Annotated in this window: 10 protein-coding genes; all 10 read left to right on the forward strand. The window is 70.4% G+C overall.

Annotated features, from left to right (window positions below; all coding sequences use genetic code 11):
• Positions 1-68 precede the first annotated feature (68 nt).
• The 10 genes from CFP65_RS34875 (at position 69) to CFP65_RS34920 (ending at position 13,072) form a co-directional block, all read left to right on the forward strand.
• On the forward strand, positions 69-485 hold the full coding sequence (locus CFP65_RS34875; protein WP_158702510.1) for a hypothetical protein: 417 nt from the start codon (positions 69-71) through the stop codon (positions 483-485).
• A gap of 368 nt (positions 486-853) precedes the next feature.
• Entirely contained in the window at positions 854-1,696 is an 843-nt protein-coding gene (locus CFP65_RS34880; RefSeq protein WP_254552724.1) for an SDR family NAD(P)-dependent oxidoreductase, read from the forward strand.
• A gap of 269 nt (positions 1,697-1,965) precedes the next feature.
• Complete coding sequence (locus CFP65_RS34885) at positions 1,966-3,951, forward strand: APC family permease (RefSeq protein ID WP_104821347.1); 1,986 nt, start codon at positions 1,966-1,968, stop codon at positions 3,949-3,951.
• Positions 3,952-4,295: 344 nt separating this feature from the next.
• Entirely contained in the window at positions 4,296-4,385 is a 90-nt protein-coding gene (kdpF, locus tag CFP65_RS34890; protein ID WP_104819925.1) for a K(+)-transporting ATPase subunit F, read from the forward strand.
• Positions 4,386-4,387: 2 nt separating this feature from the next.
• The gene (gene kdpA, locus CFP65_RS34895; protein ID WP_104819926.1) at positions 4,388-6,049 is read left to right on the forward strand and encodes a potassium-transporting ATPase subunit KdpA; all 1,662 of its coding nucleotides are present in this window, start codon (positions 4,388-4,390) and stop codon (positions 6,047-6,049) included.
• Positions 6,049-8,154, forward strand: a complete 2,106-nt coding sequence (gene kdpB / locus CFP65_RS34900; RefSeq protein WP_104819927.1) for a potassium-transporting ATPase subunit KdpB — start codon at positions 6,049-6,051, stop codon at positions 8,152-8,154. The genes kdpA and kdpB overlap by 1 nt, the downstream gene beginning before the upstream one ends.
• 13 nt (positions 8,155-8,167) lie before the next feature.
• Positions 8,168-8,797 carry a potassium-transporting ATPase subunit KdpC gene (kdpC, locus tag CFP65_RS34905; protein ID WP_104819928.1) on the forward strand — a complete coding sequence of 210 codons (630 nt, stop codon included), beginning with the start codon at positions 8,168-8,170 and terminating at the stop codon, positions 8,795-8,797.
• Between the two features lie 92 nt (positions 8,798-8,889).
• A complete protein-coding gene (locus CFP65_RS34910; RefSeq protein WP_104819929.1) occupies positions 8,890-11,439 on the forward strand; it encodes an ATP-binding protein in 2,550 nt (849 codons plus the stop codon).
• Positions 11,436-12,110, forward strand: coding sequence for a response regulator (locus CFP65_RS34915; RefSeq protein WP_104819930.1), 675 nt, complete (start codon positions 11,436-11,438; stop codon positions 12,108-12,110). The genes CFP65_RS34910 and CFP65_RS34915 overlap by 4 nt, the downstream gene beginning before the upstream one ends.
• Positions 12,111-12,379: 269 nt before the next feature.
• Positions 12,380-13,072: a DUF6426 family protein gene (locus CFP65_RS34920; protein WP_104819931.1), complete on the forward strand. Its 693-nt coding sequence runs from the start codon at positions 12,380-12,382 to the stop codon at positions 13,070-13,072.
• Positions 13,073-13,097 lie beyond the last annotated feature (25 nt).

Consider the following 13,097-nt stretch of genomic DNA (forward strand, 5'->3'; position numbering starts at 1 on the left):
CGGCGCCCCACGTCAGGGAGGCGTCAAGAGGTGGTTCGGCGGCCCCCGGGCACGGCTTGGCTGGGGCGGTGAGGATGTACCACGTGCGGCCCGGTGGCCGGAGGTTCCGTCCGGCGGTGCGCCGGCTGGGGGTCGGCATGTCGCTGGCCGTGGCCCTGGTGGGTGCGGGGGTGCTCGCGCCGGTGCTGCGGTGGGTGGGGGAGTTGAACCCGGGGTGGTTCGCGCTCGGGGCGTACACGGTGCTGTGCGCGCTGCTCGGGGTGGTCTCGCGGCCGCTCGCCGCGCCGTTGGTGGCGCTCGGCGCGTGGCTGTTCTTCGACGGGTTCGCCGTGCACCGGTACGCGGAGCTGGGCTGGGCCGGGCGCCCGGACGAGCTGCGGCTGCTGGTCTTCGCCGGGGCCGCGCTGCTGGCCTCGCTGCCCGCCGCGCTGCCGCGCCGCCGGATCAGGGTCGAGGTCATCAGGCTTGCCGGACAGGGCCGTTGAGCTGCCCGTCAAGGATTCATCAGAGCGGGTGACGGTGCCTTGCCCCGGCGCCAGGCAGGTACTTGAATGGTCGTCATGAACCGACCGGCACGCCACCACGACCGCCCGCCGCATCCGCGGGCGCTCGGCTGCGCCGCGGTCGCCGTTCGCGCCGTCCGCTAGGGATCGCCTCCCCGCGTCCCCTTGGCCGATCGCGCCCCTCGCGGGCGGGCAGGACAGCAGCCCACCCGCCGGTCGTTCCCCTGTCGGGCAGCCCGAGTGCTCCCGGGCAGGGGCCTTCCGCTGTCACCTCCCGCACCTCCGGCACCCGGCCGCGCGCTCGCGCGGGCCCGGCACCCCGGGGTGCCCTCCTCCCATGGGATCGAACCGTGTCCGTTGCCCTGTCCGCCCTCCCCCAGCCTTCGGCCGGGAGTGCCCCCTTCGCCCTCGTCACCGGAGCCTCCTCCGGGATCGGCTGGGAGACCGCCCGGCTGCTCGCCGGCCACGGTGCCACCGTGCTCGTCCACGCCCGTACCGCCGAGGAGGCCGAGGGCGCGGTCGAGCGCCTCGCCGCCCGAGGCGTCGCCCGGCACCTGCTGCTGCCGGTCGCGGCGGACTTCACCCGCCTGGCCGCCGTGCGCGAGCTGGCCGAGACCGTCGCCCGGACCACCTCCGAGCTGCACCTGCTGGTCAACAACGCCGCGATCATGGCACCGGAGCGGTGCACCCTGACCGAGGACGGCATCGAGGTGTCCTTCCAGGTCAACTTCCTCGCCGCGCACGTCCTGGCCGACCTGCTGCGCGAGCCGCTCACGGCCGCCGGCGGGGCGCGGATCGTCAACGTGTCCTCCTCGCTGGCCCGGACGGCCTCGATGAACTGGAACGACCCCAACCGGGCCAAGAAGTACTCCCGGGTCGCGGCCTACGCCCAGTCGCAGCTCGCCCTCAGCATCGACACCCAGGCGATGGCCCCCGAGGGGTCCGGGATCACGGCCGTGAGCGTCAACCCCGGGCTGTGCGACACCGCGCTGCTGCCGCTGTACGGCCGGGTCGGCGCGCCGCCAGCCGAGGGCGCGCAGGCGGTGGTCCGGCTCTGCCTGCCGCAGACGCGGCTCACCAACGGCGAGTACTACGACGGCGGGGACATCGCCCCGACCGCGCTCGCTGTCCACGAGGACCGCTCGCAGCGCCGGCTGGGCCGGCTCGCCGAGCTGCTCGCCACCCAGGCCTGAGGACCCGCTCCGGAGATCGACAGCTGTCTGATTTGTCCCTGATGGTCGGCTTCCGCCGCTGATATTAGCGATTCCTTAACGAGCCGCTCTGACGCCCCGAGCGACCCGTCGACGATCACCGAAAGCAGCTCTGACCTGCATGAACGGCCAGAGGTGCGCGGGGTCGCGACGGGCTCGCGGGCAGATTTGTCTTAACGCGCGGGCGTCCTACGCTCGCTTGCGTGTTCAACGTGCCCCAGGCGCTCAAGCGCCTCGTGATCGGTAAGGCCATGCGCAGCGAGGAGCTGGGCGAGACCCTGCTGCCCAAGCGGCTGGCCCTGCCGATCTTCGCTTCAGACCCGCTCTCCTCGGTGGCCTACGCCACCGGCGAGATCCTGCTCGTCCTCACGGTGGGCGGCACCGCCTTCCTCTACCTCACGCCCTGGATCGGGGCGGCGGTGGTGGCCCTGATGGCGGTCGTGGTGATGTCCTACCGCCAGGTGGTGCACGCCTACCCGAGCGGCGGCGGCTCCTACGAGGTGGTGTCGAAGAACCTCGGCACCAACTCCGGCCTGGTGGTGGCGGCCTCGCTGCTGGTCGACTACGTGATGACGGTCGCGGTGTCGGTCGCCTCGGGCGTCGACAACATCATCTCCGCGTTCAACGGGTTGGCCGACTACCGGGTCCTGCTCGCGGTGGGCTTCGTGGTGCTGCTGACGGCGATGAACCTGCGCGGTGTCCGCGAATCCGGCCGCGCCTTCGCCGCGCCGACCTACCTCTTCATCGGCGGCATCCTGCTGATGGTGGTCACCGGCCTGATCCGGGTGGTGTTCGGGGACGACCCGCAGGCGCCCACGGCGGCGTTCGGGATCCACCCGGCCGAGGGCGGGGACAACCTGGCCGGTCTCGGGCTGCTGATGCTCGGCCTGCGGGCCTTCGCCTCCGGCTGCACCGCGCTGACCGGCGTGGAGGCGATCTCCAACGGCGTGCCCGCCTTCCGGGCGCCGAAGTCGAAGAACGCCGCGAGCACCATGAGTGCGATGGGCATCCTGGCGGTCGTGATGTTCATCGGCGTCACCGTGCTGGCGATGACCTCGAACGTGCACTACGTCGAGGACGCCTGCCAGCTGACCGGAGTGGCCGGCGACTGCGCGAAGTACACCCAGCAGACGGTGATCGCCCAGCTCGCCTCGACCTTCCTCGGCGGCGACAACAGCATCCTCTTCTACTTCATCCAGGCGGTCACCGCCCTGGTCCTGATCCTGGCCGCCAACACCGCGTTCAACGGCTTCCCGCTGCTGGCCTCGATCCTCGCGCAGCACCGGTACCTGCCCCGGCAGATGCACACCCGCGGCGACCGGCTCGCGTTCTCCAACGGCATCATCGCGCTGGCCGTGGTGGCCGGCGGCCTGCTCTGGTTCTACAAGGCCGACGTCACCAGCCTGATCCACCTCTACATCCTGGGCGTCTTCACCTCCTTCACGCTGTCGCAGATCGGCATGGTGAAGCACTGGAACCGCGCCCTCGCCACGGAGACCGACCCCGCCGTCCGCCGCTCCGCCCAGCGCTCCCGGGTGATCAACGGCCTCGGCGCGGTCACCACCGCGCTGGTCCTGGTGATCGTCCTGATCACCAAGTTCACCCAGGGCGCCTGGCTGGCCGTGCTGGCCGCCGTGGTGCTGTGGGCGATGATGCGCGGCATCCGCCGCCACTACGACACCGTCGCCGAGCAGTTGGCGGTCGAGGATCCGCGGGCCGAGTCGGCCAAGCCCTCCCAGGTGCACGGCCTGGTGCTGGTCTCCAAGCTGCACAAGCCCACCCTGCGGGCCCTCGGCTACGCCCAGGCGTTCCGGCCGGACACCCTGGAGGCCGTCACCGTGGCGGTGGAGAAGGAGGCCACCGCCGAGCTGAGCGCGCAGTGGGAGGCCTACGGCATCGAGGTGCCGTTGAAGGTGCTCGACTCGCCGTTCCGTGAGATCACCAAGCCGGTGGTGCAGTACGTGCGCGAGTACCGGCGCAGCTCGCCGCGCGAGGCGGTGGCGGTGTTCATCCCCGAGTACGTGGTCGGCCACTGGTGGGAGCACCTGCTGCACAACCAGTCCGCGCTCTGGCTGAAATCCCGGCTGCTTTTCACTCCGGGCGTCATGGTGATCAGCGTGCCCTGGCAGCTCGCCTCGGCCACGCGTGCCGACCGCCCGGCCCGTCGGGCGCCCGGCGCCGCCCGACGGGGCGAGCCGACCCCGGTGCGGGACGTAGCCGAGCCCGAGCGGATCTGACGGGGTACCAGCCGGCCCGCGGGAACAGCGCCATCGTTCCCGCGGGCCATCGGCACGTTCCGGCCAAGCCCAGGTCTCGGGTGAATGACGCGGTCGTCAAGGCCGCGTCAATGTTGCCGAATCGCCCGTATGGAGGGCGTCAGGGAACCGCAAACGGCGGTGACCAGCTGGTTTTCTGCTTCTCGCCGGTCGTCCACCGGTGCCGTCAGGAGGCCCGGGGGGAGCCCGGCGGCGACAGCCTTTGACCCAGTTGGTGGAGCACCCATGCTCGATCTCGTCTTCGTCGGCAGCACGGTCGCCGTGTTCGCCGTCATCGCCCTCATCGCACGGGGGGTGGAGAAGCTGTGAGCGCCGAGAACATCGCAGGTCTCATCGTCGCCGTCGCGCTCATCGGCTACCTCGTCGTGGCGCTGATCTACCCGGAGAAGTTCTGATCATGAGTGCAACACTCGCCGGGTGGCTGCAAGCCCTCGCCCTGGTCGGTGCGTTGGCCCTCTGCTACCGCCCGCTTGGCGACTACATCGCCAAGCTCCTGACCACCGCCAAGCACCTCAGAGTCGAGCGCGGCCTCTACAAGCTGGTCGGGGTCGACGGTGACGCCGACCAGCGCTGGTCGGTCTACCTCCGCTCGGTGCTGGCCTTCTCCGCGCTGTCGGTCCTCTTCCTCTACGGCCTGATCCGCCTCCAGACGCACCTGCTGCTCAGCCTCGGCGTGCCGGAGATGGAGCCGCACCAGGCCTGGAACACCGCGATCTCCTTCGTCACCAACACCAACTGGCAGTCCTACTCGGGTGAGCAGGCCATGGGCCACCTGGTGCAGATGGCCGGTCTTGCGGTGCAGAACTTCGTCTCCGCGGCCGTCGGCATCGCGATCGTGGCCGCCCTGATCCGGGGCTTCACTCGCAACCGCACGGACCGGGTCGGCAACTTCTGGGTCGACCTGACCAGGATCAGCCTGCGCCTGCTGCTGCCGCTCTCCGTCGTCTTCGCGCTGGTGCTGGTCGCCAACGGGGTGGTGCAGAACTTCCACGGCTTCCACGACCTGACCACCGTCACCGGCTCCACCCAGTCGATCCCCGGTGGCCCGGTGGCCTCGCAGGAGGTCATCAAGCAGTTGGGCACCAACGGCGGCGGCTTCTTCAACGCCAACTCGGCCCACCCGTTCGAGAACCCGACGGGCTTCACCAACTGGCTGGAGATCTTCCTGCTGCTGGTGATCTCCTTCTCGCTGCCGCGCACCTTCGGCAAGATGGTCGGCGACCACCGCCAGGGTTACGCGATCGTGGCCGTGATGGGCCTGTTCTGGGTGGCCTCGGCCGCGCTGATCACCTTCTTCGAGCACCAGCACTCCGGTGTGGCCCTGCAGGCGGCCGGCGCCTCGATGGAGGGCAAGGAGCAGCGGTTCGGGATCGCGGCTTCGGGCTTGTTCGCCGCTTCGACCACGTTGACCTCGACGGGTGCGGTCAACTCCTTCCACGACTCGTTCACGCCCTTCGGCGGCGGTCTGACGATCTTCAACATGATGCTCGGCGAGATCGCCCCCGGCGGCACCGGCTCGGGCCTGTACGGGATGCTGATCCTGGCGATCGTCGCGGTCTTCGTGGCCGGTCTGATGGTCGGGCGCACCCCGGAGTACCTGGGCAAGAAGCTCGGCGGCCGGGAGATGAAGTTCGCCTCGCTCTACATCCTCACCACGCCGGCGATCGTCCTGATCGGCACCGGTGTCGCGATCGCCCTGCCGGGCGAGCGGGCGGGGATGCTCAACTCGGGTGCGCACGGCTTCTCCGAGGTGCTCTACGCCTTCACCTCGGCCTCGAACAACAACGGGTCGGCGTTCGGCGGTATCACCGTCAACACGTCCTGGTACGACACCGCGCTGGGCCTGGCGATGGTGTTCGGGCGGTTCCTGCCGATGGTGTTCGTGCTGGCGCTGGCGGGCTCGCTCGCGCAGCAGCAGCCGGTGCCGGCGAGTGCGGGCACGCTGCCCACCCACAAGCCGCTGTTCGTCGGGCTGCTCTCCGGTGTCGTGCTGATCGTCGTCGGCCTCACCTACTTCCCGGCCCTGGCCCTCGGCCCGATCGCAGAAGGTCTCCACTGATGTCCACGACTCTGATTCCTACGCCGGCCGAGCAGTCGCACACCCCGCACAGAGTGCAGGGCGGCCTGCTCGACCCGAAGTTGATCCTGGCCTCGCTGCCGGACGCGGTGAAGAAGCTCGACCCCCGGGTGATGCTCAAGAACCCGGTGATGTTCGTGGTCGAGGTCGGTTCGGTGGTCACCACGATCGCCGCGATCGCCAGCCCGTCCGTGTTCGCCTGGTCGATCACCGTCTGGCTCTGGCTCACCACGGTCTTCGCCAACCTGGCCGAGGCGGTGGCCGAGGGCCGCGGCAAGGCCCAGGCCGACACTCTGCGCAAGGCCAAGACCGAGAGCGTCGCCCGCCGACTCGTCAACTGGCCGAGCAGCGAGGCCGAGGAGGAGGTGCCCGGCACCGCGCTGCGCCTCGGTGACCACGTGGTGGTCGAGGCCGGGCAGACCATCCCCGGCGACGGTGACGTGGTCGAGGGTGTCGCCTCGGTGGACGAGTCGGCGATCACGGGTGAGTCCGCGCCGGTGATCCGTGAGTCGGGTGGCGACCGGTCGGCCGTCACCGGCGGCACGAAGGTGCTGTCGGACCGGATCGTGGTGAGGATCGCGACCGAGCCCGGCAAGTCCTTCATCGACCGGATGATCGCGCTGGTCGAGGGCGCGGCCCGGCAGAAGACGCCGAACGAGATCGCGCTCAACATCCTGCTGGCCTCGCTGACCATCGTCTTCCTGGTCGCGGTGGTGACGCTGCAGCCGATGGCGACCTTCGCCGGTGCGCCGCAGACGATGATCGTGCTGGTGGCGCTGATCGTCGCGCTGATCCCCACCACCATCGGGGCGCTGCTCTCGGCGATCGGCATCGCGGGCATGGACCGGCTGGTGCAGCGCAACGTGCTGGCGATGTCGGGGCGCGCGGTGGAGGCGGCGGGTGATGTGAACACGCTGCTGTTGGACAAGACCGGCACCATCACCCTGGGCAACCGCCAGGCCGCCGAGTTCCAGCCCGCTGAGGGCGTGAGCATCGGCGACCTCGCGGACGCCGCCCAGCTCTCCTCGCTGGCCGACGAGACGCCCGAGGGCCGCTCGATCGTGGTGCTCGCCAAGATCGAGTACGGTCTGCGGGCCCGTGCCCATGGCGAGTTGGCGCACGCCACCTGGGTCCCGTTCACGGCCCAGACCCGGATGTCGGGGGTCGACCTCGCGGAGGCCGACGGTCTGCACCAGGTCCGCAAGGGCGCTGCCGGTTCCGTCTCCAAGTGGGTGACCGAGAACGGCGGCAGTGTCGGATCGGACGTCGCGACGCTGGTCGACGGCATCTCGGCGGCCGGTGGCACCCCGCTGGTGGTCGCCACGAAGATCGCGGAAGCTCCGGCCCGCGTCCTGGGCGTGATCTACCTCAAGGACGTGGTCAAGGAGGGCATGCGGGAGCGGTTCGACGAGTTGCGCCGGATGGGCATCAAGACCGTCATGATCACGGGTGACAACCCGCTGACCGCCAAGGCGATCGCGGAGGAGGCGGGCGTGGACGACTTCCTCGCCGAGGCCACTCCCGAGGACAAGATGGCCCTGATCAAGAAGGAGCAGGAGGGCGGCAAGCTGGTCGCGATGACCGGCGACGGCACCAACGACGCCCCCGCGCTCGCTCAGGCCGACGTGGGCGTGGCGATGAACACGGGCACCATGGCGGCCAAGGAGGCCGGCAACATGGTCGACCTGGACTCCAATCCCACCAAGCTGATCGAGATCGTCGAGATCGGCAAGCAACTCCTGATCACCCGTGGGGCGTTGACCACCTTCTCGATCGCCAACGACGTGGCCAAGTACTTCGCGATCATCCCCGCGATGTTCGCCACCGTCTACCCGGGCCTGCGCCACCTCAACATCATGGGCCTGCACAGCCCGCAGTCCGCGATCACCTCGGCGATCATCTTCAACGCCCTGGTCATCATCGGCCTGATCCCGCTGGCCCTGCGCGGCGTCAAGTACCGGCCCTCCGACGCGAGTTCGCTGCTGACCCGGAACATCCTGGTCTACGGCCTCGGTGGACTCGTGGTCCCGTTCGTCGGGATCAAGGCGATCGACCTGGTCATCCAGTTCATCCCCGGCCTGAGCTGAAAGGAGTCACGACATGTCCAAGCCCCTGCCCGCCGTCGTGCGGACGTACTCCACCGCCTTGCGGATGCTGCTGGTGATGACGGTGATCCTGGGGATCGCCTACCCGCTGCTGGTCACCGGCGTCAGCCAGGTCGCCTTCGCCGACAAGGCCAACGGCTCGATCGTGCAGTCCGAGGGCAAGGAGGTCGGCTCCAGCCTGCTGGGCCAGAGCTACGACCTGCCGAAGAAGAACCCCGACGACCCGAAGGAGGAGGCGCAGCCGGACCCGCAGTGGTTCCAGCCCCGGCCCTCGGCCGCGAACAACGACCCGCACGGCTCGGCGGCCTCCAACCTCGGCCCCAACAGTGACGATCTGCTGAAGGCCGTGAACGACCGCCGTGCCGCGGTCGCCGCCTTCGACGGGGTCGATCCGGCGAGCGTGCCGCCGGACGCGCTGACGGCCTCCGGTTCCGGGCTTGACCCGCACATCTCCCTCGCCTATGCGCAGGAGCAGGTGGCCCGGGTGGCCAAGGTCCGCCACCTGTCCGCCGACGCGGTGGCCAAGCTGGTCGAGAAGTACACCGAGGGCCGTTCGGTCGGTTTCCTCGGCCAGGCCGGCGTCAACGTGGTGCTGCTCAACAAGGCGCTGAGCGAGCAGAGATGACGCCACATCAGTAGACGGGCTGCCCGGGTGCGGATCGCGCACCCGGGCAGCCCGCGTGCCCCGGATCCACCACTACTCGGAGAGCAGCCTGTATGTCCCGTGACCTCGCCTCTGCCACCGCCAGGCGCCGTGGGCAGCTGAGGGTCTACCTCGGATCGGCCCCCGGTGTCGGCAAGACCTATCGGATGCTCGACGAGGCCCACCGCAGACGGGATCGCGGTGCGGACGTGGTGGTCGGCTACATCGAGTGCCACGGGCGCCGGCACACCGAGAACATGCTGCAGGGCCTGGAGCTCCTCCCGAGGCTGACCCGCAGCTACCGGGGCACGGACTTCCCCGAGATGGACCTGGACGCGATCCTCGCGCGGCGTCCTTCGGCCGTCCTGGTGGACGAGTTGGCGCACACCAACATCCCCGGTGGGCGGCATGCCAAGCGGTGGCAGGACGTGGAGGAGTTGCTGGCGGCCGGGATCGACGTGATCACGACCGTCAACGTCCAGCACCTGGAGTCGCTGAACGACGTGGTGCAAAAGATCACCGGTATCCCGCAGCGGGAGACCGTGCCGGACGAGGTGGTGCGCCGGGCCGACCAGCTCGAACTGGTCGACATGGCCCCGCAGGCACTGCGCCGCCGGATGGCCCACGGGAACGTCTACAAGGCCGAGAAGGTGGACGCCGCGCTCTCCAACTACTTCAGGGTCGGCAACCTGACCGCCCTGCGCGAGCTCGCCCTGCTCTGGGTCGCCGGGCGGGTGGACGAGGGCCTGCGCGACTACCGGGCCGCGCACGACATCGACCGGGTATGGGAGACCCGCGAACGGGTGGTGGTCGCCCTGACCGGCGGGCCCGAGGGCGAGACCATCGTCCGCCGGGCCGCCCGGATCGCCGACCGCACGGCGGGCGGCGAACTGCTGGCCGTGCATGTCGCGCGCAGCGACGGCCTGGCCGGCGCCTCCCCGGGCGCGCTGGCCGAGCAGCGGCAACTGGTCGAGACCCTCGGCGGCAGCTACCACGTGGTGGTCGGCGACGACATCCCCACCTCGCTGCTCGCCTTCGCCCGGGCCCACGACGCCACCCAGCTGGTGCTCGGGACCAGCCGCCGCGGCCGGCTCAACCGCTTCCTCACCGGCCCCGGCAACGGGCAGACCATCGTGGACGCGTCGGAGGACATCGACGTCCACATGGTCACCCACGAGTTCACCGGCCGGGGCCGGCTGCCCGCCCTCGGACGGCGTCACTCGCCGCGCCGGACGGTGGCCGGCTTTGCGGCGGGCCTGCTGCTGCCCGTCCTGCTGACGATGGTCTTCTCCCAGCTGCGGTCGAGCCTGAACCTGACCACCGTCGCGCTGATCTTCCAACTCGGCGTGGTGGCCGTCGCGTTGCTGGGTGGTGCGACCTCGGCGCTGCTCGCCTCGCTCACCGCCTCGCTGCTGCTGAACTACTACTTCATCCCGCCGATCCACACCTTCACCATCGGCGAGACCAACAACGTGATCGCCCTGCTGGTCTTCGCGGCCGTCGCGCTCACCGTCTCCACCGTGGTCGACCGGGCCACCCGTCTCACCCAGCGCGCCGCCCGCGCCACCGCCGAGGCCGAGACCCTCTCCACCCTGGCCGGCAGCGTGCTCCGAGGCGCCGAGGCGCTGCCCGCCCTCCTTGAGAAGACCCGCACCGCCTTCGCGCTGGACTCGGTCGCCCTGCTCGACCGGGTGAGCGGCGACGCGATCGGCCGCAGCGATGCCGAGGGTGAGCCCGCTGCGGATCGCACCGTCTCCGAAGTCCCGGTCGGCCAGGGCGCGTTGCTGGTCCTGTCCGGGCGCCGTCTGCCCGCCGCCGACCAGCGCGTGCTCACCGCCTTCGCCGCGCACATCGCCGCCGCCCTGGAACGGGACCGACTGGCCACCGTCGCCGCCGAGATCGAGCCGATCAAGGCCGCCGACCGGATGCGCACCGCCCTGCTGGCCGCCGTCAGCCACGACCTGCGCACCCCGCTGGCCGCCGCGCTGGCCGCCGTCGGCTCGCTGCGCAGCCCCGACGTCGACTTCGCCCCCGAGGACCAGGCCGAACTCCTCGACCTGGCCGACGAATCGCTGGTCAAGCTCACCCGGCTCGTCGACAACCTGCTCGACATGAGCCGGCTGCAGGCCGGCGCCCTCACCCTCCACCTGGAGGCCACCTCGGTGGACGAGGTACTGCGGCGGGCGATGGACTCGCTCGCACGCCCCGATGCCCCCGTCCAGCCGCTGGACCTCGACACCGTGCCGCCGGTGCTGGCCGATGTGCCCTTGCTGGAAAGGGTGTTGGCGAACGTCATCACCAACGCACTGCGCCACAACGCCCCCGGCGCACCCGTGCTGGTGGCCGCCAGCAAGCACGAGGACCGGGTCGAGATCCGCGTCGTCGACCGTGGCCCCGGCATCCCGTTCGAGGACCGCGACCGGGTGTTCCTGCCGTTCCAACGGCTCGGGGACAACGACAACACCACCGGCGTCGGCCTCGGCCTCGCCCTCTCCCGCGGCCTGGCCGAGGCCATGGGCGGCTCGCTGGAGGTCGAGGACACCCCGGGCGGCGGCACCACCATGCTGCTCACCCTCCCGGCGGCCGAGCAGCCGGCCGTCACGGACGGGGGCCAGGCGCAGTGAGTCAGATCCTCGTGGTGGACGACGAACCGGCGCTGCTGCGGACACTGAAGATCAACCTGCATGCCCGGCACTACTCGGTGCTGACCGCCGCCACCGGGCAGCAGGCCCTCGACGCCGTCAGCCGGGAGAGCCCGGACGCCGTGGTCCTCGACCTCGGCCTGCCCGACTTCGACGGCGTCGACATCATCCGGGGCATGCGCACCTCCTTGGCGGCGCCGATCATCGTGCTGTCGGGCCGGGCCGAAGTGGACGACAAGATCCGCGCGTTGGACGCCGGAGCGGACGACTACGTGACCAAGCCCTTCGTGGTGGACGAGCTCTTCGCCCGGCTGCGGGCGGTGCTGCGGCGCGCTCCCGTCCTCGACCCCCCACCCAGGGCCCTGGTCGGCGACCACCTGGTCGACACCGCCGCGAACACGGTGACCGGCCCGGCCGGGACGGTCCGGCTCACCCCGACGGAGTGGCAGATCCTCAAGATGCTGCTCGCCTCCCCGGGCCGGCTGGTCACGGGCAAGGAGCTGCTCCGCGAGATCTGGGGCCCGGAGGCGGAGGAGCGGACCAACTACCTCCGGGTCTACCTGGCCGGCCTGCGCCGGAAGCTCGAGCGCAATCCCGCTCACCCCCGCCACCTGATCACCGAACCCGGAATCGGCTACCGCTTCCGGCCCTGACCTCGTGGCCCGTCCACTGCCGCCCACGCCAGGCGCCGCCGCACCCGCCGAAGCCGACGACCGCACCACCGGCCGCTGCGCTGCGCCCGGCCGGGTTGGCGCGATATTCATTTAAGCTGTGATCACCTTGGCTTGAATTCATTCTGGCTAACATCGCGGGCTCGTGCCAGGGTTGGCCCGTGCCGCTGCGGCGGTCGCCGCTCCTGGGTGAGCACGGCCCCGGCGGCACGTCCTGTAGCGCGCCTCCACACCTCAGCCTTGGAGAAGCCATGAAGCTCAGGTCCACCCTGGCAGCCCTCGCCCTGGGCACCACCGTGCTCACGTCGGCGCCTGCCCTGATCGCCCCACAGGCCGCCCTGGCCACCGTCCACTGCAACTCGACCATCTGCGGCCCCGACGAGGAGCCGGTGTTCGACGACACCGGTGACGACTCCCAGGGTGGCGGGGGGCTGACCGAGGAGGCGCCGGCCGAGGAGGTGCCGATCCCGACCGTTGTCATCACTGGGCAGCGCCCGGCCAATCCCCTGGCTCCGGTGTTCCCGCCGTACGTCTCCGGCGGCAAGAACACCGTCCCGCACGCCGGCAGCTTCGAGGTCGAGGCGGTCACCTGGAGCCCGCGGTTCGACAAGCACGGGCCCTGCTTCGGCAACGACGTCCCCGGCGCCGTCGCCAAGAAGTTCGGGGGCACCTCGTACCAGGTGAGCTACGAGGCCAACGCCGGCATCTCCGTCGACGCCGCCTCGATCATCAGCGGCACCCTCGGGATCAAGGTGAACCAGACGGTCACCGTCACCGACAACCTCGAGGTCACCCTGCAGGCCGGTCAGGAGTACGCGGTGTACGTGACCTACCAGACCGTCACGTACAAGGTCACCCACCACTACCTGTTCAGCGACTCGGTGGAGTACGTGACGATCACCATGCCGACCAAGGACACCCACATCGGCGCCTGCGGCAACTGACGAACGGTCGAACGCTCCGAGGAGT

It is taken from the genome of Kitasatospora sp. MMS16-BH015, from assembly GCF_002943525.1.
Classification (GTDB): domain Bacteria; phylum Actinomycetota; class Actinomycetes; order Streptomycetales; family Streptomycetaceae; genus Kitasatospora.